Origin of the sequence: Schlesneria sphaerica (assembly GCF_044336245.1) — a bacterium.
GTDB lineage: Bacteria > Planctomycetota > Planctomycetia > Planctomycetales > Planctomycetaceae > Schlesneria > Schlesneria sphaerica.
In genome coordinates this window covers 3,111,520-3,132,193 of sequence record NZ_CP172346.1, presented here as the reverse complement: position 1 = coordinate 3,132,193, position 20,674 = coordinate 3,111,520, and the positions used below count along the sequence as shown (strand labels likewise).

At 54.4% G+C, this 20,674-nt stretch carries 21 protein-coding genes; all 21 read left to right on the top strand.

Going from position 1 to position 20,674, the window contains the following annotated elements; translation table 11 throughout:
• Window positions 1-2: 2 nt before the first annotated feature.
• The 21 genes from rplJ to rplE all read left to right on the top strand — a co-directional run bounded on the left by rplJ (window position 3) and on the right by rplE (window position 20,595).
• Window positions 3-518, top strand: coding sequence for a 50S ribosomal protein L10 (gene rplJ / locus ACGY09_RS11395; protein ID WP_373650127.1), 516 nt, complete (start codon window positions 3-5; stop codon window positions 516-518).
• A gap of 90 nt (window positions 519-608) precedes the next feature.
• Window positions 609-1,007 carry a 50S ribosomal protein L7/L12 gene (rplL, locus tag ACGY09_RS11390; protein ID WP_373650128.1) on the top strand — a complete coding sequence of 133 codons (399 nt, stop codon included), beginning with the start codon at window positions 609-611 and terminating at the stop codon, window positions 1,005-1,007.
• Between the two features lie 361 nt (window positions 1,008-1,368).
• On the top strand, window positions 1,369-5,085 hold the full coding sequence (rpoB, locus tag ACGY09_RS11385; protein ID WP_397571632.1) for a DNA-directed RNA polymerase subunit beta: 3,717 nt from the start codon (window positions 1,369-1,371) through the stop codon (window positions 5,083-5,085).
• A 125-nt stretch (window positions 5,086-5,210) separates the two neighbouring features.
• Window positions 5,211-9,488 carry a DNA-directed RNA polymerase subunit beta' gene (gene rpoC / locus ACGY09_RS11380; protein WP_373650130.1) on the top strand — a complete coding sequence of 1,426 codons (4,278 nt, stop codon included), beginning with the start codon at window positions 5,211-5,213 and terminating at the stop codon, window positions 9,486-9,488.
• Between the two features lie 340 nt (window positions 9,489-9,828).
• Window positions 9,829-10,200, top strand: coding sequence for a 30S ribosomal protein S12 (gene rpsL / locus ACGY09_RS11375; protein ID WP_373650131.1), 372 nt, complete (start codon window positions 9,829-9,831; stop codon window positions 10,198-10,200).
• Between the two features lie 189 nt (window positions 10,201-10,389).
• Complete coding sequence (gene rpsG, locus ACGY09_RS11370; protein ID WP_373650132.1) at window positions 10,390-10,863, top strand: 30S ribosomal protein S7; 474 nt, start codon at window positions 10,390-10,392, stop codon at window positions 10,861-10,863.
• 229 nt (window positions 10,864-11,092) lie between these two features.
• A complete protein-coding gene (gene fusA, locus ACGY09_RS11365) occupies window positions 11,093-13,171 on the top strand; it encodes an elongation factor G (protein WP_397571631.1) in 2,079 nt (692 codons plus the stop codon).
• A 281-nt stretch (window positions 13,172-13,452) separates the two neighbouring features.
• On the top strand, window positions 13,453-13,779 hold the full coding sequence (rpsJ, locus tag ACGY09_RS11360) for a 30S ribosomal protein S10 (RefSeq protein ID WP_010587111.1): 327 nt from the start codon (window positions 13,453-13,455) through the stop codon (window positions 13,777-13,779).
• Window positions 13,780-13,920: 141 nt separating this feature from the next.
• Window positions 13,921-14,592, top strand: a complete 672-nt coding sequence (gene rplC / locus ACGY09_RS11355) for a 50S ribosomal protein L3 (protein ID WP_397571630.1) — start codon at window positions 13,921-13,923, stop codon at window positions 14,590-14,592.
• A 24-nt stretch (window positions 14,593-14,616) separates the two neighbouring features.
• Window positions 14,617-15,240 (top strand): 50S ribosomal protein L4, encoded by a 624-nt coding sequence (gene rplD / locus ACGY09_RS11350; protein ID WP_397571629.1) that lies wholly within the window; start codon window positions 14,617-14,619, stop codon window positions 15,238-15,240.
• Window positions 15,241-15,325: 85 nt separating this feature from the next.
• Window positions 15,326-15,628, top strand: a complete 303-nt coding sequence (gene rplW / locus ACGY09_RS11345; RefSeq protein WP_397571628.1) for a 50S ribosomal protein L23 — start codon at window positions 15,326-15,328, stop codon at window positions 15,626-15,628.
• A gap of 24 nt (window positions 15,629-15,652) precedes the next feature.
• Window positions 15,653-16,510 (top strand): 50S ribosomal protein L2, encoded by an 858-nt coding sequence (rplB, locus tag ACGY09_RS11340; protein ID WP_373650136.1) that lies wholly within the window; start codon window positions 15,653-15,655, stop codon window positions 16,508-16,510.
• A gap of 52 nt (window positions 16,511-16,562) precedes the next feature.
• Entirely contained in the window at window positions 16,563-16,832 is a 270-nt protein-coding gene (gene rpsS, locus ACGY09_RS11335) for a 30S ribosomal protein S19 (RefSeq protein ID WP_373650137.1), read from the top strand.
• A gap of 53 nt (window positions 16,833-16,885) precedes the next feature.
• Entirely contained in the window at window positions 16,886-17,257 is a 372-nt protein-coding gene (gene rplV, locus ACGY09_RS11330; RefSeq protein WP_397571627.1) for a 50S ribosomal protein L22, read from the top strand.
• Between the two features lie 113 nt (window positions 17,258-17,370).
• Window positions 17,371-18,063, top strand: a complete 693-nt coding sequence (gene rpsC / locus ACGY09_RS11325; protein ID WP_373650139.1) for a 30S ribosomal protein S3 — start codon at window positions 17,371-17,373, stop codon at window positions 18,061-18,063.
• Window positions 18,002-18,415, top strand: a complete 414-nt coding sequence (rplP, locus tag ACGY09_RS11320) for a 50S ribosomal protein L16 (RefSeq protein WP_373650140.1) — start codon at window positions 18,002-18,004, stop codon at window positions 18,413-18,415. The genes rpsC and rplP overlap by 62 nt, the downstream gene beginning before the upstream one ends.
• Window positions 18,416-18,545: 130 nt before the next feature.
• Window positions 18,546-18,725, top strand: a complete 180-nt coding sequence (gene rpmC, locus ACGY09_RS11315) for a 50S ribosomal protein L29 (RefSeq protein WP_373650141.1) — start codon at window positions 18,546-18,548, stop codon at window positions 18,723-18,725.
• Window positions 18,726-18,835: 110 nt separating this feature from the next.
• A complete protein-coding gene (rpsQ, locus tag ACGY09_RS11310) occupies window positions 18,836-19,135 on the top strand; it encodes a 30S ribosomal protein S17 (RefSeq protein ID WP_397571626.1) in 300 nt (99 codons plus the stop codon).
• A 136-nt stretch (window positions 19,136-19,271) separates the two neighbouring features.
• Window positions 19,272-19,637 (top strand): 50S ribosomal protein L14, encoded by a 366-nt coding sequence (gene rplN / locus ACGY09_RS11305; RefSeq protein ID WP_373650143.1) that lies wholly within the window; start codon window positions 19,272-19,274, stop codon window positions 19,635-19,637.
• 24 nt (window positions 19,638-19,661) lie between these two features.
• Window positions 19,662-20,003, top strand: a complete 342-nt coding sequence (rplX, locus tag ACGY09_RS11300) for a 50S ribosomal protein L24 (RefSeq protein ID WP_373650144.1) — start codon at window positions 19,662-19,664, stop codon at window positions 20,001-20,003.
• 40 nt (window positions 20,004-20,043) lie between these two features.
• Window positions 20,044-20,595, top strand: a complete 552-nt coding sequence (gene rplE / locus ACGY09_RS11295; RefSeq protein ID WP_373650145.1) for a 50S ribosomal protein L5 — start codon at window positions 20,044-20,046, stop codon at window positions 20,593-20,595.
• Window positions 20,596-20,674: the final 79 nt, after the last annotated feature.

Genomic DNA, 20,674 nt, shown 5'->3' with positions numbered 1-20,674 from the left:
CCATGAGCAAGTACGTCAAAGATTTGATGATCGACGGCATTCAGAAGGTCGTCGGCGAATGTCGCGAAGTCGTTGTGGTCGACGTGTCAAAAGTTGACGCGGTCAATGCCAACAAGATGCGAATCGCTCTTCGTCAGAAGAACATTCGGCTGTTGAGCGTCAAGAACGCGGTCGCTCGTCGCGCACTCGGTGAAATTGGTCTATCTGGTGTCGGCTCCTCGCTGGTGGGTCCTTCCACCCTGGCGTTTGGTGGCGAAGACATCGTTGCCCTCGCTCGGGAACTGACCGAGTGGGCGAACAAGATTAAGGTTTTGGAAATCAAGGGTGGCGGACTGGGAGAGACTCCTCTCAGCGCACCTGATGTGGAAACACTCAGCAAGAGTCCAGGCCGCAAAGAGATGCTTTCGCAGCTCGTGGGTCTGATCCTGTCGCCAGGAGCTCGAGTTTCTGGTGCGGTATTGGGTGCCGGTGGTAAGTTGGCAGGTCAGGTCAAGACCCTGAGTGAGCGGACGGAATAGTCGCACGAGAGTGTCGCTCGGATGGTTTGGGCGGTTTGGATGTCGACTTGAAACAGAATTGTTAAAGACAATAAAGAAAGGTGAATTGGTATGTCCGAAGTGACGTTTGACGACACGACGAAGGAACTCGGCGACAAGATCGTTGGATTGACGCTGCTGCAGGCGAAGGCGCTGTCTGACTACTTGAAGCAAGTTCATGGTATCGAGCCAGCCGGTGGCGGCGTGATGATGGCCGCTCCTGCTGCTGGTGGTGGTGCAGCTGCTGCTGTTGAAGCGAAGACCGAATTTGACGTGATCCTCACCGGATTCGGTGACGCCAAGATCAACGTCATCAAGGTTGTTCGTGGTGCGACCGGCCTCGGTCTGAAGGAAGCCAAAGACCTGGTTGAAGGCGTGCCCAAGCCACTGAAGACCGGTGTTTCGGAAGACGATGCCAAGAAGCTGAAAGCGGAAATCGAGCAGGCTGGTGGTACTGCCGAGATTAAGTGATTTAGTTTCTGATCGATTCCTGCTGCCCAAACCACATTGTGACGACTTGTACTGAACGAATTTGGTGTCTTGATTGGCCCGGAAAGAATCACCGCTCTTTCCGGGCTGATCGCCCTTGTAGTCAAGGCATCGGTTCGCCTGTTGGTGGTCGGGTCACGTAAAGTTCGCGCCATGTACGAAGTGACTGTCTCCATTGGGTGAGTTGGCAGCCTTTGACGATTGTTGCGATATCCAAATTGTCTGCGGCATACCGATTTTAATGTAACGCAATCGTGGGCACTGCCTCGCCAGGCGACAAGGCGTCAGGCCGGTGCCGTTTTTGCGTTGCTCACCGCGGTTTGTCCTGAAGGGATTTTGTTCGATGCCCATTCCTGCCGTCCGTATCATCCAGACCAATGAAATTCGCAACTATGGGACAATTCAGGGAACGTTTGAGATTTCGGATCTGACACGGATCCAGACCGATTCGTATGTTCGCTTTCTCCAGCTTGAAGCCGATGCACGGGAACGTAAGGACGAGGGGCTCGAGGCGATCCTGCGGGAAGTTTTCCCGATCGAAAGTTACGACGGCAAGTACCGTCTTGAGTACATTAAATACGAACTTGGCAAACCACGCTATACCCAATTGGAATGCCGTCAGCTTCGCTTGACCTATGGTCGCCCGTTCCGCATCTGGCTGCGACTCGTCAAAGAGCAGCCGATCGAAGAAGAAGTTTATCTCGGCGACATGCCGATCATGATCGGCGGCGGTGAGTTCATCATCAACGGGGCAGAACGCGTTGTCGTCAGCCAGTTGCATCGTTCACCGGGAGTCGATTTTGTTCAGGGAGCTGAACCTGGCGAGCGTAAGCAGTTTTCCTGCCGCGTGATTCCCGAGCGTGGAAGCTGGATCGAGATCGTCATCAGTAAGCGAGATACACTCGGTGTCCGCATCGACCAGAGCGGTAAGTTCTCTGCGATGACGTTCCTCCGGGCGATGAATCCCGACTACGGTTCGAGTGCCAATCTCGTCAAGCTGTTCTACAAGACCGAAACGGTTAAGGTAAATCGAGAAGATTTAGTCGCGTACTTGAACGGAAAGTATGCTGCAGACGAGATCGTCTATCCTGCAAAGCATGAGAAATGCGGCGAGATTATCGTTGAGCTGGGCCACGTCATCAATAAGGCTGCCGCGGAAGAGATTGCAGGGTCGACGCTAAAGACAGTTGAGATCATCGAGACGATGGATGACCTCTTGGCGCTGTCCAGTATTCTGGAAGATCCAACGGTCACGCACGAAGACGCCTTGCTACGTATTTACCAGCGATTGCGTCCTGGGAACCCGCCGCAACTCGAGAAGGCAATCGAGTTGTTCAACGAGAAGTTCTTCGACGCCAATCGTTATCGTCTGGGTCGGGTGGGTCGTTTCCGCATCAATCGGAAATTTGATCAAGACATTCCCGATACAGAGATGACGCTGAAGGCCGAAGACATCGTTAACTCGATTCGATACGTCATCAAGCTGCGTATTGGCGATTCAGTGGCGCATGTCGATGATATCGATAACCTCGGAAATCGTCGCTTGCGAACGATCGATGAACTGGCTGCAGAAGAAATCCGAAAAGGGTTTTTGAAGCTGCGACGCACCGTGCAGGAGCGTATGCAGATGAAGGACGTCGAAGAGATGTCTCCTCGTACGTTGGTGAACCCGAAGAGCGTTTCGGCCGCGATTGAGTACTTCTTCGGGCGTGGTGAACTGTCGCAGGTCGTCGATCAGACGAACCCACTCGCCACCTTGACGCACGAACGTCGATTGAGCGCTCTGGGACCTGGTGGTTTGAACCGTAAGCGAGCGGGCTTCGAAGTTCGCGACGTGCACATCTCTCACTACGGTCGAATCTGTCCGATTGAGACCCCTGAAGGTACGAATATCGGTCTGATTTCCAGTCTGAGTATCTTCGCGAAGGTTGATGACTACGGATTCCTGATTACGCCGTATCGTGCAGTGGTGAATCGGAAAGTCAGCGAAGAAGTTCAGTGGCTGCGTGCTGACGAAGAGTCACGCGTGTTCATCGCGCCGGCAGATACGCATGTCGACAACGGCATGATTGCCGAAGATCGGGTGATGGCCCGATTCCATAACGACGTGGTCTGGATGGCATCCACCGATGTGCATTACATCGATGTTTCGCCGTGCCAGATGGTCGGTGTGTCCGCAGGTCTGATTCCGTTCCTCGAGCACGACGACGCCAACCGCGCGCTGATGGGTTCGAACATGCAACGGCAGGGCGTTCCGCTGCTGGTGGCAGAATCGCCGCTGGTGGGGACGGGTCTGGAAGCCGCCGTAGCTGAAAGCTCGGGAATGGTGCTGCGGGCCGAGAAGTCCGGAAAGATCACCTACGTCGACGCCGATCGCATTGAACTCGAAGGCAAATCGTTCCCGCTGCGAAAGTACACGGGACTCAACGAACGAACCTGCCTGAATCAGAAGCCGATCGTGAAGGTTGGTCAGAAGGTCAAAAAGGGAGAAATCCTTTGCGACAGTGCTGCCACGTCAAAGGGGGAGCTGGCTCTCGGTCGAAACGTGCTTGTCGCCTTCATGTCGTTTGAAGGCTTCAACTACGAAGATGCGATCATCCTGTCAGAGCGTCTGGTGAAGGAAGACGTCTATACGTCGATCCATATCGATGAGTTCGACGTGGAAGTTCGTGAGACCAAGCTCGGTCGCGAAGAATTCACCCGCGATATCCCCAACGTCAGCGAAAAGGCACTTCGTCACCTCGACGAAGTGGGGATTGTGAAGATTGGTACGTATGTCGAACCGGGTGATATCCTTGTTGGTAAGGTTTCGCCCAAGGCGAAGACGGAACTGACACCGGAAGAAAAGCTGCTGCACGCCATTTTCGGTCGTGCCGGTGAAGACGTGAAGAATGAATCTCTCGAAGTCCCCAGCGGTACCGAAGGGATCGTGATTCATACTGAGAAATTCTCGCGACGAATGAGTCTCTCGGAAGCGGACCGTAAGAAGTTCGAAGCCGAACTGAAAAGCGTTGAAGACACCAGTTACCAGACGATCTCGGCTGCATTCCGTGAGTTCCTCAAAGAATTCGAGAAGGCCTACGAGAAGAAGGTCACTGATGACGACTCACGCGACGTTCGCTCGATCACGGACGACAAGTTCGTGGCGACGTTTGCTGAGAGCTTCCTTACCAACTTCGAATCGCTGGACATCAAGAGTCCTCAGAAGCGGTCTGAGTGTAAGAAGGTGATCAAGGAGTTCTGGGGACCGGTCGAAGACGCCATTGATGCCCGCGATCGTAAGCTGAACACCATGAAGCGTGGCGACGAGCTGCCGAGCGGCGTTCTGCAGATGGTCAAGGTGTACGTGGCCTCGAAGCGTCAGATCTCTGTCGGGGATAAGATGGCCGGTCGGCACGGTAACAAGGGGGTTATCTCCAAGATCCTGCCAGAAGAAGACATGCCATTCCTCGCGGATGGAACTCCTGTGGACATCATTCTGAACCCACTGGGCGTTCCGAGCCGTATGAACGTGGGGCAGATTCTTGAGACTCACCTGGGATGGGCCGCAGCAAAGTTGGGCTTCAAGGTACGTAGTGCTGTGTTTGACAGCCCAAGCGAAGAAACCGTCCGTTCACTGCTTGTCGAGGCGGGGCTGCCTGAAGACGGGAAGGCTCAGTTGCACGACGGCCGAACGGGTGAGCCTTTCGAGCAGAAGACGACGGTCGGCTACATCTATATGTTGAAGCTGCACCATCTGGTTGAAGACAAGGTCCACGCCCGTGCGACGGGTCCATACTCATTGATCACCCAACAGCCGTTGGGTGGTAAAGCCCGATTCGGGGGTCAACGATTCGGCGAGATGGAAGTTTGGGCGCTGGAAGCTTATGGTGCGGCGTACATCCTGCAGGAATTGCTCACTGTGAAGAGCGACGACGTGGAAGGACGTACCAAGATTTATGAGTCGATGGTCAAGGGGGAGAACACTCTCGAGGCCGGTACTCCAGCGAGTTTCGAAGTGCTCAATAACGAAATTCGCGGGCTGTGTCTGAACATGCAGCTTGAAAAGAGTCCGAACTAGTTGGTGTTCCAGGCTGACGACTTTTGCCGGGGCGCCGTTTGTTGGATGCGGCGTCCCTGGTTGGTTGAGACAGCCGCAGTTTTCGCAAAATTCGACTTTCCGCCTGCCATATCAAGGAGCACGCCGTGAGCGTCGGTGAAACAACATACGATCGAGTGAACGAATACTCGGCAATTAAAATTGGCTTGGCGAGTCCTCAAGACATTCGCGGTTGGTCGTTCGGTGAAGTGAAGAAGCCAGAAACGATCAACTACCGCACGTACCGCCCGGAACGGGACGGTCTGTTCTGCGAACGGATCTTTGGACCTGAAAAGGACTGGGAATGTGCCTGCGGTAAATACCGTGGGATGAAATACAAGGGCATGATCTGTGACCGCTGTGGCGTGAAAGTGACGCACAGCCGGGTTCGCCGTAAGCGAATGGGCCACATTGAACTCGCCGCCCCTGTCGTTCATATCTGGTTCTTCAAATCAATGCCCAGCCGACTGGGGGCGTTGCTGAATGTCAAGACGACTGCTCTCGAGAAAGTCGTCTATTTCCAGGATTACATCGTCCTGGACCCGGGTGACACTCCCCTGCGCAAGGGGCAGTTGCTGACGGAAGAGGAAGCACGCCAGGCTCGGTCGAAGTACGGCGAAGGTACGTTCGATATCGAGATGGGGGCCGATGCAGTCAAGAAACTGCTGATGAGCCTCAATCTGGTTGAGTTGTCCGCGCAGTTGCGTGTCGAACTCAAGAAAACCACCAGTCAGCAGAAGAAGAAGGAGCTGATCAAGCGGCTGAAGATCTCTGAAGCGCTGCGCGACAGTGATAATAAGCCCGAGTGGATGGTGCTGGATTGCGTTCCTGTCATTCCACCCGATCTTCGTCCGCTGGTTCTGCTGGATTCCGGTAACTTTGCAACCAGCGATTTGAACGATCTTTATCGTCGAATCATCAATCGTAACAACCGTCTGAAGAAGCTGGTCGATCTCAACGCGCCCGAAGTGATCGTGCGCAACGAGAAGCGAATGCTTCAGCAGTCGGTCGATGCGTTGTTCGATAACAATCGTTGTAAGCGACCAGTCCTGGGTTCATCGAACCGTCCGCTGAAATCGCTGACGGACATGATCAAAGGCAAGCAAGGTCGATTCCGTGAAAACCTGCTCGGTAAGCGCGTCGACTACTCGGCACGAAGCGTGATCGTCGTGGGTCCGAATCTCGAGCTGCATCAGTGTGGTCTGCCAAAGAAGATCGCGCTGGAACTGTATCAGCCTTTCATCATTCGGCGACTGAAAGAACTGGGCCATGCAGATACGATCAAGAGTGCGAAGCGCATGCTTGAACGTCGCGACGAAGAGGTTTGGGATATTCTCGAAGAGGTCATCACCAACCATCCAGTGCTGCTGAACCGGGCTCCCACCCTGCACCGTATGGGGATCCAGGCGTTCGAGCCGATCCTGGTGGAAGGTAACGCCATTCGGATTCATCCGCTGGTCTGTAAGGGATTCAACGCGGACTTCGACGGCGATCAGATGGCAGTCCACCTGCCACTTTCGATCGAAGCTCAGGTCGAAGCCACGACGCTGATGATGTCGACGAACAACATCTTCAGTCCTTCCAACGGTGCGCCGATCATCAGCCCCTCGCAAGATATCGTGATGGGTTGCTACTACTTGACTTTGAAGAAGGAAGACCGTCCTGGTCACGGGATGATCTTCGCTTCGACCCAGGAAGTGCATACCGCTCATCTGCTCGGTAAGGTCACGCTGCACACGTTGATCAAGGTACGGTTGCCGAAGGATAAACGCGTCAAGGGCGAAGGGTCGGACGATTATTCACTCGGCGGGATCGTCGAGACGAGCGTCGGTCGGATCATGTTCAACGACATCCTCCCGCCGAAGATGGCGTACTACAACCAGACCATGAAGAACAAGGATCTGGCGAACGTTATCTCTGACTGCTACCTCGAGCTGGGACGTCGCGAGACGATCAAGCTGCTGGACCGGATGAAGGAAGTTGGGTTCCGTGAATCGACTCGCAGCGGTCTTTCATTCGCCGCCAGCGATTTGAAGACGCCGGACAACAAGGAAAAGGTGATTCTGGCTGCCGAATCGACCGTTCTCAAGAAGCAGAAGCTGTATGAGAAGGGCGTGATTACCGCGAAAGAGCGTTACGAGCAGGTTTTGGATACCTGGACGCACGCCAGCGATCTGATCAAGATCGCGATGATGGATGCGTTCAAGAACGACACCCGCGATAACGGCGCTTACGTCAACCCGGTTTACCTGATGGCGGACTCGGGTGCTCGAGGGGGTCAGGAACAGATTCGTCAGCTCGCTGGTATGCGAGGTTTGATGGCCAAGCCGAGCGGCGAGATCATCGAAACCCCGATTAAGGCGAACTTCCGTGAAGGTCTGTCAGTACTCGAGTACTTCAGCTCTACGCACGGTGCCCGTAAGGGATTGGCCGATACCGCATTGAAGACGGCAGACAGCGGTTACCTCACCCGTAAGCTGGCAGATATCTGTCAGAACATGGTTGTGACGACTCATGATTGTGGTACGACCAAGGGGATCACTCGTGGGGTCGTCTACCGCGGTGAGAAGGTGGAAGTCAGTCTGGCCGACGCCATCCGCGGTCGGGTCAGCCGACAAAACATCGTCAATCCAATTACTGACGAAGTGATTGTTCGTGAAAACGAAATGATCACCGTCGACATCTCGCGAAAGATCGAAGAACTCGGTCTTGAGAAGATTCAGGTCCGCAGCCCGATGACCTGTGAATCGGATCTGGGGATGTGCCGTCTGTGTTATGGGATGGACTTGTCCACCGGCTCGCTGGTGGAAGAAGGCTTGGCTGTCGGTATCATCGCTGCTCAAAGTATCGGTGAGCCCGGTACTCAGCTCACGATGCGTACATTCCACATCGGTGGGGTGGCAATCAAGGACATCCAGGAAAGCGAAATCAAGTCCCGTCGTCAGGGGCGTGTCCGCCTCGCTCGTATCCGCAGCGTGGTGAACGCTGATGGCAAGAGCGTGGTGCTGGGACGTAACGGCGAGCTGCTTGTTGTTGACTCCAAAGAGCGCGAGCTGGAGCGTTATACCGTTCCCACCGGTGCTGTGCTGCAGGTCGGTGAGAACGACACGGTCGAAATCGGGCAGGTGCTGTGTACCTGGGATCAACACTCCATTCCGATCCTCTGCGAAGTCGGCGGACGGGTTCGCTTCGAAGACCTCGTCGAAGGTCAATCCATTCGGTCTGAAAAGGATCCGAGCGGTAACATTCGTAAGACGGTCATCGAGCACAAAGGCGAACTGCATCCGCAGATCGTGCTGGAAGATTCGACCGGCAAGATCCTCGACTTCTACTACCTGCCCGAACGTGCAAGTATCGAAGTTGTCGAAGGTCAGCAGATCTCCGCTGGTACAGTTCTGGCAAAGAACCCCCGTGAAACGTCGGGTACTCAGGACATCACCGGTGGTCTTCCGCGAGTCACCGAACTGTTCGAAGCTCGAAAGCCGAAAGAGCCCGCGATCATCGCCGAGATCGACGGTGAAATTGAGCTCGTTGCCGAGAAGAAGCGTGGCAAGCGAATCATCATCGTTCGCGGAGCGGATGGAACCGAAAAGGAACACGTCATTCCTCACGGCAAGCAGTTGCTCGTGCATGCGAAAGACCAGGTCCGTGCGGGTGACGCACTCGTCCGGGGTCCACTCGTGCCGCACGATATTCTGCGAGTCAGTGGTGAAGAGGCTGTCCAGCAGTACCTGCTTCACGAAATTCAAACGGTGTATCGTTCACAACGCGTGGTAATCGACGACAAGCACATTGAAATCGTCTTGTCGCAGATGCTCCGCAAGTTGAAAGTGGAAGACGTTGGCGACACAACCATGTTGCCAGGCGTGCTGGTGGATCGATTCGAATTCCGAAAGATCAACCAGAAGCTGCAGTCCAGCGCACGGATCACCGACCCTGGCGATTCGGAATTCCAGGAAGGGGACGTCGTTCCCTTGGAGACCATCGAGCAGGTCAACCGGGAAATCGAAGCGTCGGGTGGGCCGCTGGTGAAATTCACCAAGCCGCGTCCTGCAAACGCCAGTACTCAGTTGCTGGGGATTACCAAGGCGGCCGTCCAGAGCGACAGCTTTATTTCTGCTGCCAGTTTCCAGGAGACGACTAAGGTATTGACCGAAGCGGCGATCGCCGGAAAGATCGATAACTTGGTTGGCTTGAAGGAGAACGTCATCCTCGGGCACCTGATTCCAGCCGGTACCGGTTTCCAGTTGCATCAGCAATCGGAAGTCAAAATCAAGCCGGAAGCGTTGGCAGAGATTTATGCTGAGCGAGACAGGATCATGGCCCAGCGAGCGAATCTGCTCAACGAGCCTGACTTGTCAAACAGTGCTGCTGATGTGAAGTAAGGGAAGTGTGAGAGGGAATTGTTATCAGGCCGATGAAGGCGTTGCCGATAAATCGAGAGAGTGGCCGAATCGGCCGAATCGAAATTCTGCAGCGCACTCATCTAAGCCTGATCACAGTACCGAAATGAAACCAATGTCTGGGATTGCGGTTTCTGTAATGCGTTTCTAAGATTTCCGGTCCGGTTCGACCTTGCGGCTTAAATAAAGTTTCAGCGGACCGGCTGAGTCTTCAGCGTATACCTTGAAGTTCTGTCGATCGAGATTTACACTGCTGAGTTCCGAGCTTGGGCGATTGATGCCGTTCGGAAGAGGCGACATTTGAAAAATAACAGGTAAAAGAATGCCGACGATCAATCAACTGATTCGGAAACCGCGCAAGCCTCAGCCCGTTCGCACCAAGAGCCCGGTGCTGGAAGGCTGTCCGCAGAAACGCGGCGTCTGTATGTTGGTCAAAACGGTAACACCGAAGAAGCCAAACTCAGCCCTTCGAAAGGTCGCCCGTGTGCGACTCTCGAACGGTAAGGAAGTAACCGCTTACATTCCCGGTGAAGGCCATAACCTGCAAGAGCACTCGATCGTGCTGGTTCGTGGTGGTCGTGTTCGCGACTTGCCAGGGGTTCGTTACAAGATTATCCGCGGTGTTCTGGATACTCTGGGCGTTGCCAAGCGTATGCAGGCTCGAAGCCGTTACGGTGCCAAGCGACCCAAGTAATCGGTTTTCGGATTCGCCCGAACGTGAAAATTTCGCGCGTTGGTGGGTCTCAGCCGTACGTGAGGTTTCAAGAGATTTCCGGGCACGGGTCCGGGTGGTGTGTTCTGTCGCGTGAAGGTTGTTTGTTGGGCTACGGTTCCAGTGCCTCGCCAATCCGCGCGTTGATTTTCTGTTGAAGAAGAATTTACGATGGCCGACAAATTTACTTGCAGTCGATCGCACCTCAAGCCAGATCCTCGGTATGGTTCGAAGCTCGCGTCGAAGTTTATTAACTGTCTGATGTATGATGGTAAGAAGAGCGTTGCTCAGCGCGCTTTCTATTCGGCAATGGATCTGATTTCTGAGAAGATCCCCGACAAAGAGCCGATCGAAATCTTCACTGTCGCAGTCGAGAACTGCCGCCCATCGCTGGAAGTGAAGTCGAAGCGTGTAGGTGGTGCGAACTATCAGGTGCCAACGCCGGTGAACTCCAAGCGTCAGCAGACCCTTGCGATTCGCTGGATCCTCGAAGTCTGTCGTGACAAGAAGGGGCGTCCAATGGATCGCCGTCTTGCTGACGAACTGATGGCTGCCTATCGCCGTGAAGGTGCCGCGATCACCAAGCGTGAGAACGTTCATCGTATGGCAGACGCCAATAAGGCATTCGCACACTTCGCATGGTAGCCCGCTGAACGGCCAGTTTGTGCTGGTGCTCGACGAGTGTAATGATGATGCAAGAAGACCCGGCGCCCTGTGGTGCCGGGTCTTGCCATTGAGTCTGCTGGCAGATTTGTCGATGGTAGCGTGATGGTGAGTTTGCTGTTGTTGCCTGGCCGTGCAGGGGTTTCTTGCTTCTGTGGTGTGTCCCGGTTCGAAGTATGTGTGCTGAGTTCTCTTTTTCTGGCGAGTGACTATGAGTGGTTTGATCAGCAAGATTCGAAACATTGGGATCATCGCACACATCGATGCTGGTAAGACAACGACGACTGAGCGGATTCTGTTTTACGCCGGTGCGACGCACCGGATGGGGGACGTTGACGACGGAACGACCGTCACGGATTTCGATCCGGAAGAGGCTGCTCGCGGGATTACCATCTACTCGGCGGCAATCTCCTGTCAGTGGCAGGGGCACGTGATCAACATTATCGATACGCCAGGTCACGTCGATTTCACGGCCGAGGTGGAGCGTAGTCTGCGTGTGCTGGATGGAGGTGTTGTTGTCTTCAGTGCCGTGGAAGGGGTGGAAGCACAGAGTGAGACGGTCTGGCGGCAGGCTGATCATTACCGTGTTCCCCGGATGTGTTTCATCAACAAAATGGATCGTATCGGTGCCGGCTTTGAGCGTGTTTTCGAGCAGATTCAGAGTCGGTTGCATGCCAGTCCAGTGGCGCTACAGTTGCCGATTGGTGAGGGGCCTGTCGAGCGGCAAGGTGGATTTTGTGGTGTGATTGACCTGGTCGAGATGAAGGCGCTGTACTTTGGTCGTGAAGATCAGGGTCGCGAAATCAGGGTGGAGCCCATTCCAGAGACAGAGTTTGAGCGAGCTCAGGAGTGGCGTACGAAGCTGATTGATTCCATCGCGCTGCTGGATGATGAGGCCTTCGCGATCTTCGACGAAACAGGCGATCTTCCCGTTGAGCAGGTGATTCGCGTGCTTCGAAAGGGCGTCGTCTCCTGCCAGTTGCAACCCGTGCTGTGCGGGGCTTCAAAGGATTACGTGGGGGTGCAGCCGATTCTCGACGGCGTGGTGCGGTATCTGCCGAGTCCGGAGGATGTGCCTCCTGTTGTGGGCAAGAATCCGAATCCGAAGAAGGCAAATGAAGAGGTTCGCAAGCCTCTTGATAGCGAGCCGTTTTGCGGTCTGGTCTTCAAGATTCATATCGATGAGCACACTGAACTCTGTTTTATCCGTATTTATTCTGGCGTTTTGAAGAGTCGTTCCCGGGTGTTGAATGCACGCACGAATGGCAAGGAGCTGATCAGTCAGCTTTGGCGAATTCAGGCGGACTCGCGTGAGAAACTGGAGGAGGCTGGCGCAGGGGATATTGTGGGGCTTGTTGGGCCACGCGACTCAGTGACCGGGGATACGCTATGCGATCCGCTCCATCCGATTCTGCTTGAATCGATCGAATTTCCAGAATCGGTGATTTCCATGGCGATTGAGCCAGAGAGTAGTGCCGATAGAAAGAAGCTCGAGGAAGTTCTATCGCTGATGGCCAAGCAGGATCCGACGTTTTCTCGGAATCCGAGTGAGGAAACCGGGCAGACGATTATCAGCGGGATGGGTGAGCTGCATCTGGAGATTATCAGTAAGCGAATTGAGCGGGATTTTAAGCTGAAGATTCGGACTCACCGGCCCAGGGTGACCTACCGTGAGAGCGTTTCCAAGGCTGCAGATTCAGAAGTTCGGGTTGAGCGGCAAGGACCTTCCGGGCCGCAGTTTGCCTTCGTTCGAATTCGAGTTGAGCCGACGAATAAATCGTTGCCGGTGGCTGTGGTGAATCGCTTGAAGCCAGGTGATCTGCCCGAGGAGTTGCAGGCGACGCTTGTCCGAGCGCTGCAGGAGCAGTTGGCTGGAAGTGGTGCGGTGGGTTATCCGTTACATGATCTTCAGGTGACGATTCTCGGGGCTCAGTATCGAGAAGGGGAGACGACGGAGGCTGCTCTTCAGTACGCGGCGGCCCTGGTGTTCCGGCAAGCGCTGGAGAAGGCGGGAACGATCCTGCTGGAGCCAGTGATGAAGCTGGAAGTGGTGACTCCAGAAGGGTTTGTGGGGAATGTGTCGGCGGATCTTAATTCCCGGCGGGCGATCATCGTCAATACGGAAGTGCGCGGGAACCTGGTTGTGATTGATGCAGAGGCGCCGCTGGCAACCATGTTCGGGTATTCGAATGATGTTCGGAGTCTCTCGCAGGGTCGAGCCTCCTATTCGATGGAGCCTTTGAAGTTCAGTGAAGCTCCGGCAAAGGTCTTGAAAGAAATGTTAGGATGAGATGGATTGTGAAAAACCGCTATAAACAAGCGGAATTGGCGGCTGCAAGTGAAAAAGCGCAGAAACCACAATCCCTTCGTTGACAATGTAAGCTGACAATAATAGTATCTCCGATCCCCCGCCGCATGGTTGTCACGCGGATGCTGTCATTACGGCGTCCCACAGTCAAAAGTGACGAGTCATTGCGAGGTGTTTCTGGGGAGTTCGGTCGCAGAAGTCGCTCTGTGGCTGATGTAAAGTTAACCGACTAACTGCACCAGTGTGTGCACAGGATTTCGCGAGTGAGCGCCATTAAACAAGATCGAATTCGGATTCGGATGGAGGCTTACGATCATTCTGTGCTGGATCAGTCGGCTGCAGAAATCGTGGATACGGCCAAGCGTACGGGTGCCGTCGTGCATGGTCCCGTGCCGTTGCCGACACGGATTGAGCGTTACACTGTGTTGAGAAGCCCGCACATTGACAAGAAATCTCGTGAGCAATTCGAGATTCGGACTCATAAGCGGTTGATCGACATTATCCAGCCGACCGGCAAGACTGTGGATGCGCTGAACAAGCTGTCGCTGCCAGCAGGGGTGGATGTCAAGATTAAGGCATCTGCTGGTTGATCTTGCGTTGAATGCTGAGCCGGCCATTTCTGCTGGTTCGCGGGTGTTGTTGGTGTTGTCTGTTGTTGCTCGCTGAATTGTGTCAGCGGCTCTTGTGGGGTCGGTTCGGCCGAACCCCGTCGCTTGAGAGGGTTGGTTGTCATGGCTGTTGGCTTGCTCGGTTGCAAGGTTGGGATGACGCAGATCTACGACGCTGCAGGGGCGGAAATCCCTGTGACTGTCGTCAAGGCCGGCCCTTGCGCTCTGTTGCAGGTGAAGACGGTTGAAGCCGATGGTTATGAGGCTGTTCAGCTCGGCTTTGCTCCAAAGCCTCGTCGATTGTGTTCACAATCGGAAGTTGGTCACGTCGCTAAGGTAAGTGACGCACTGATTGGTGCAAAGGTTCTGGGTGAAGGTGACGGATCGTTCCGTTTTGTGCGAGAATTCAAGGTTGCGGCAGGTGAGCCGAAGCCCGCTGTTGGCGATGTGTTGACCGTCAGCCAGTTTGAGCAGGGCGCGTTTATTGACATCACGGGTGTGTCAAAGGGGCGCGGGTTTGCTGGTGTGATGAAACGTCATAATTTCGGTGGTGTCTGTGCGAGTCACGGTGTGAAGAAGGTTCATCGCTCCGGCGGTTCGACCGGTCAGAGCACAGACCCTGGTAAGGTCTTCAAGGGGACCAAGATGCCAGGGCGAATGGGCGGAAAGCGTTCCACTGTTCGTCGTCAGAAGCTGGTTGCAGTTGATGCTGAACGAAATCTGCTGCTGGTTCGTGGTGCGGTGCCTGGGTTCTCCGGCGGCTATGTCACCATTCGTCCTACAAATTGCTATTGATCGATATCAGACAGGGTTATGACGATGCACACATTGCCAGTGTACTCTCAGGCAGGCGAACCCACCGGGGAAAACTTTTCTCTGGATCTCGCCAAGATTGCTGAGAGCGTTAATAAAGTACTGCTGCACGAAGCTGTCGTGATGTACCAGGCTAACCTGCGTGTCGGGACGGCCAAGACGAAGTCACGCGCTGAGGTGAGCGGTAGCGGTAAGAAAATGTATAAGCAGAAGGGGACCGGCAACGCCCGTATGGGTAACAAGCGGACTCCAGTGCGACGCGGCGGCGGTCATTGCTTTGCCAAGCGACCAAAAGACTGGGGGTATCGACTTCCAGCCAAGGCGCTTCGCCTGGCAACGCGGATGGCGATCCTCTCTAAGTTCGTCGATGATCAGGTGACTCTCCTGGATGGGATTCAGCTCGACGCTCCAAAGACAAAAACAATCAGTAGTCTTGTTGGTAAGCTCGGTCTGTCTGGGCAGTCCTGTCTCATCGCGATCGAGCAGCACGACCCGGTTGTCTGGAAGTCGTGCCGGAATATCGATCGGTTGTCGCTGTCACCCTGCGATGACTTGAACGCATTGAGTGTTTTGAGCCGTAAGCGATTTGTGATCACAAAGGCTGCTCTCAACCGTTTGCTTGCTCGGTAGGTCGTGCTGCAGGCGGAAGCCGGTTGAGTCAAAGTCGTTTGAGCAGATCGTGGTTTGAAGATTTTGTTGGTAGGGAAGGCGTATTGTGGCAACTGAGCTTTCAAGTGCGTTGAGCGTGTATAACGTCATTATAAGGGCGCACGTTACCGAAAAGGCGACGCACCTGGTTGAGCGGAGGAACATGTATACGTTCCTGGTCAACAAAGATTCGACCAAAACAGAGATTCGACAAGCGGTTGAAGAACTGTGGAACGTCCGGGTCGTGAGTGTGAAGACTGTGAGTCGGGTTGGTAAGCCTCGCCGTCACAAGATGCGCGAGACGACAGGGCCTGATACGAAGAAGGCAATTGTTGTTCTGCACTCAGAAGATCGAATCGCGTTCTTTTGATAATTGCTATTGAGGAAGATTCCGATGGGAATGCGATTTTATAAGCCGACCAGTGCAGGGCGCCGCGGCGGCATGGTCAGTGATTTCAAAGAAATCACTGATCGTAAGAAAAAGCCAGAAAAGTCGTTGCTTGAGCCATTCAAGAAGAAGGGTGGCCGCAACTTCCAGGGGAAGATCACGTCACGACACCGTGGTGGTGGTCACAAGCGGATGTACCGTTTGATCGACTTCCGACGCGAGAAAGATGGCGTCAACGGCCTCGTCACTCACATTGAGTATGATCCAAACCGAACTTCGCGCATTGCGCTCGTGCAGTACGCGGACGGCGAGAAGCGATATATCATCGCTCCCGAAGGTCTGGTTGCCGGTATGACCATCACCAATGGTCCCGACAGCGAGCCAAAGGTTGGTAACACGCTGCCATTGTCGAAGATTCCGACCGGGACAACGATTCACAATATCGAGATGCAGCCAGGTAAAGGCGCTCAGCTTTGCCGAAGTGCTGGCACCTCGGCTGTGATCAACGCAACGGAAGCCGGATGGGCGCAAATTACGTTGCCATCAGGTGAAGTGCGTCGTGTTCCTGCGTCATGCCGGGCGACCATCGGTCGCGTAGGTTATTCAGAACACTCCAGTCGTGTGCTCGCTAAGGCGGGTCGCGTTCGCTGGATGGGCGTTCGTCCTTATGTCCGCGGTTCTGCGATGAACCCAGTTGCCCACCCGATGGGTGGTGGTGAAGGTCGTCGTTCAGGCGGACGGCATCCGGTCAGTCCGACGGGCAAGCTGGCGAAGGGTGGTCGTACCAGAAATCCGCGGAAGCCAACACGCAACGCTATTGTGCGTCGGCGTAAGTCTGTCCGCTATGGCCAGTTGAAGCTCTGATTTTGATGATCTGGTTCTTCGCTCAGTCCTCTTGCATTCGTTGGAAAATAGGATGTCTCGATCGTTAAAGAAGGGTCCGTATATCGATGCTGGCTTGATTGCCAAGATCGAGAAGCTTGACTCGAACCGAAAGAAAGAGCCGATCAAGACTTGGGCTCGTCGATCAACGATCTCGCCCGAGTTTGTTGGCCATACGTTCCTAGTGCATAACGGCCGTACGCACGTCAGTGTGTACGTGACGGAAGAAATGGTCGGGCACAAGCTCGGCGAGTTCTCGCAGACCCGCTTGTTCCGCGGGCACGGGAACAAGGGTAATAAGTAAGGTTTGCAGAATACCAGGCGCGGTTCGAAGGCTTCGAATCGCCTGGCATTTGAATGAAACAACAGCATTTTCGGTCCGGTGTTAACATGGCTTACGTTGCAAAACTACAATACGCTCGAATTGCTCCGACGAAGGTTCATCACTTGTTGACCCTCGTGCGAGGAAAGACAGTGGACGCAGGTTTGGACACGCTGCGGTTCATGCCGCATCGGAGTGCGCGGATGATCGAGAAATTGATCAAGAGCGCACGGGCGAATGCTGAAGACCGTGGTGAGCGTAACGTCGGATCGCTTTACGTCTCGACAGCGACCGCAGGATCGGGTCCCACGCTGAAGCGTATCCAGCCTCATGCTCGCGGGATCGGCTTCATGATTAAGAAGCGGTTTACGCATATCACGATTGGTCTGGAAGCACGGAACAGCTGAAGATCGGGCCGGGCGAAATGCCGACGATGTTCGTCGACAGAAGATTTGTAGTTTTCGAGTGACAGATAGAACTTAAACGTACTCGTGGCGAGTGCGAATGGAGAACTCGGCAAATGGGCCAAAAGGTTCGTCCAACCGGATTTCGGTTAGGTATTTGCGAGGATTGGAGGAGTCGCTGGTACGCGACTAAAGCCGAGTTCGGCGACCTGCTGATCGAAGATCACAAGATTCGCGCGTTCGTCAAGAAGCGTTATGAGTTCGCTGCAATTCATAAGGTCGAGATTGAACGAACTCGCGATCAGGTGATTTGTCATGTTCATACGGCTCGTCCCGGGATCATCATTGGTCGCAAAGGCCAGGAAGTTGATCGTCTGAAGGGTGAACTCGAGGACCTGACTGGTCGGCATATGGATCTGAAGATCGTCGAGATCGGTCAACCCGCTCGCAGTGCTGTGCTGGTTGCAGAAGACATCGCACAACAGTTGGTAAAACGAGGCAGTTTTCGCAAAGTGATCAAGCGGTCGCTGGATCAATCGATGGAAGCTGGCGTCGATGGTGTGAAGATTGAGCTCTCTGGTCGCCTCGGTGGTGCAGAGATGTCTCGTACCGAAAAGGCTGCACGGGGATCGATTCCGCTCTCGACACTTCGAAAGCGAATCGATTACGGGCTGGCGGTCGCTCGGACAACGATGGGTACAATTGGCGTCAAGGTTTGGATCGATTTAGGCGACGAGGAGGTGAACGATGGCACTCATGCCCAAGCGGGTCAAGCATCGCAAAGAGCAAAGAGGACGCGTAAAAGGTAACGCGACGCGCGGTGCAACGGTTGCTTTCGGCGAATGGGGCCTTCAGACATTAGATGCTGGTCACATCCGTGGAAACACCATTGAAGCGTGTCGAGTTGCTGCAACGCAATACGTCCGTGGCGAAGGCAAATTGTACATTCGCATTTTCCCGAACAAGCCGATGACGGCTCGTCCGCTGGAAACGCGAATGGGTAAAGGCAAAGGGGAACCGGACCACTGGGTTGCGGTGATCCGTCCTGGTAAAGTTTTGTTTGAACTGGCTGGTGTTTCACAGGCTGCTGCGAAAGAATGTTTCGCCCGCGTCGCCTACAAGCTGCCAGTCCGCGTAAGAATGGTCGGAAGACACGTCTGATTTGTGTCGGATGAATTAGAGTGGTCGCGTCAATTTGAGTGAGAGCTGGTTCCTTCTTTCAGGAACAGCTCTCTGACGGCGACATTGAGTATCGGAGAGCATTGTGCATCGTTGCGATGATTTGCGTCAGATGGCGGTTGATCAACTGGAGAACCTGGCACTCGATTGTGCAAAGGAAGAGTTCGGTTACCGATTCGGTTCGCACGATGACGCCAAGAAGAAGGTTGGCCTCCGGTCATCCCTTCGTCGTCAGATTGCCCGTATTCTGACGGTGATCGCCGAGAAGCAGAATGCTGCTTCGGGTACTTGAGTTGAGTCGTTGCAATCGTCACTCGTGATGTAGACTCGTTAGTCAATGTCGTGATTCAGAAATTTGGTAAGAGCCCGTTCGGTTCGGCCGCGGCTGGCAGGAAATGATTTATGAGAAGGCGACTCGTTGGTGTTGTGGCTTCTGACCGTTGTGACAAGACACGAAGGGTCGAAGTTCGTCGTGTGTACCGTCACGCCAAGTATCAGAAGACGGTGACCGGAACGACCGTCTGCCACGCTCATGATGAAGAAAATGTCTCCAAGGTGGGCGATGTGGTCGAGATCATCGAGAGCCGTCCGATGTCGCGGCTCAAGCGATGGTGTGTCGTCAGCGTCGTGACCAGCGCAAGGAAGGCGGACTCGGCAATTCCTTACAACGACGCTCCTGCCACCGAATCGGCTCAGTCCTGATCCTGGATTGCTGTTGACGGTGTTGAGTTGAGACGTTGTGTTAGCGGATTTTGTAGCGGCCTTCACTCGAGAGAACAGTCGGCGAGCGGCCAGCAAAGACTCCTTGTCAATTGCGTCTGGGAAATTGGTGCCTTAAATGATTCAAATGCAGACAATGGTGAATGTGGCCGACAACACGGGCGCGAAAACCGCCCGCTGTATTAAAGTCCTCGGTTCAAATCGTCGCTATGCCGGCCTGGGTGACATCGTCGTAGTTGCCGTTCAGCGTGCTTTGCCTAACGGTGGCGTGGGCAAGAAGGCGGTCGTGAAAGGTGTTGTTGTTCGCACGCGGAAGCCATACCGACGCGTCGATGGCAGCTACATCCGGTTTGACGCCAATGCGATCGTTCTGGTTGACAACGATAACAATCCACGTGGTACCCGCATTTTCGGGGCTGTCGCCCGTGAGCTGCGCGATCAACGATTTATGAAGATTATCAGCCTGGCTTCGGAAGTTGTCTGAGCTGCAACATTGAAGGTAGTTATCATGCGGATGCGTAAAGGTGATCTTGTGGTGGTTGTCACTGGCGATGATGCCAGTAAGACTCCGCGTAAGGTTGTGCGTGTGCTGGATGGCGGTGAGCGCATCCTCGTGGAAGGTGTGAATCGCGTCTACAAGCATGTCAAGAAGGGCCATCCAAGCAGCCCCGGAGGCGGACGTGTGCCTCGCGACATGCCAATCGCCAGCTCAAACGCGATGGTTTACTGCAGCCAATGCAGTAAGGGCGTTCGGGTCGGGACGCGAGTCACTGCAGATTCACGAGAGCGATACTGCAAAGCGTGCAAGACATCACTGGGAACTATTGGTCGTAAGAAGGCTGACGCGTAGCGTTCGCCGGTAGATCTGGCGAATTGGTCAGGATAAGAAAATGTCACGGTTGCTTGAAAAGTATAAGACGACGATCCTTCCCGGTCTGAAGACAGCTCTGGGTCGCGAGAACGTGCACTCAATTCCACGGATCACTAAAGTGGTGGTCAGCATGGGTTTGGGGAAGGCACTTGCCGATCGCAAGCGGATCGATGAGGCTGTCGACCATTTGAAGACGATCGTTGGTCAGAAGCCACAGGTTACGAAGTCTCGCATCGCCGTTTCAGGTTTTCGGTTGCGTGAAGGTGTGGATGTGGGTTGTAAAGTGACGCTGCGTGGCGCACGGATGTACGACTTCATCGATCGCCTGATCACCCTGGCGTTGCCACGAGTCCGCGACTTCCGTGGTGTTCGGGCCACGGGCTTCGATGGAAACGGCAATTTCAGCATGGGGCTCAATGAGCAGACAGTGTTTCCGGAAATCGATCCGGATCGCGTCACCTACGTGCAGGGGATGAATATCGCGATCGTGACAACAGCAAGCAGTGATGCTGAAGCCTTGCTGTTGCTGCGGGAAATCGGTATTCCATTCGCAAAAGAACAAGTCGCCTGAGTCTCTGTCATCGCCGAATCGACTCCCTCGGTTGCAAGCGGGTTGGATCTCGGTCACGAAATTAAGCAGTACGTGGTTT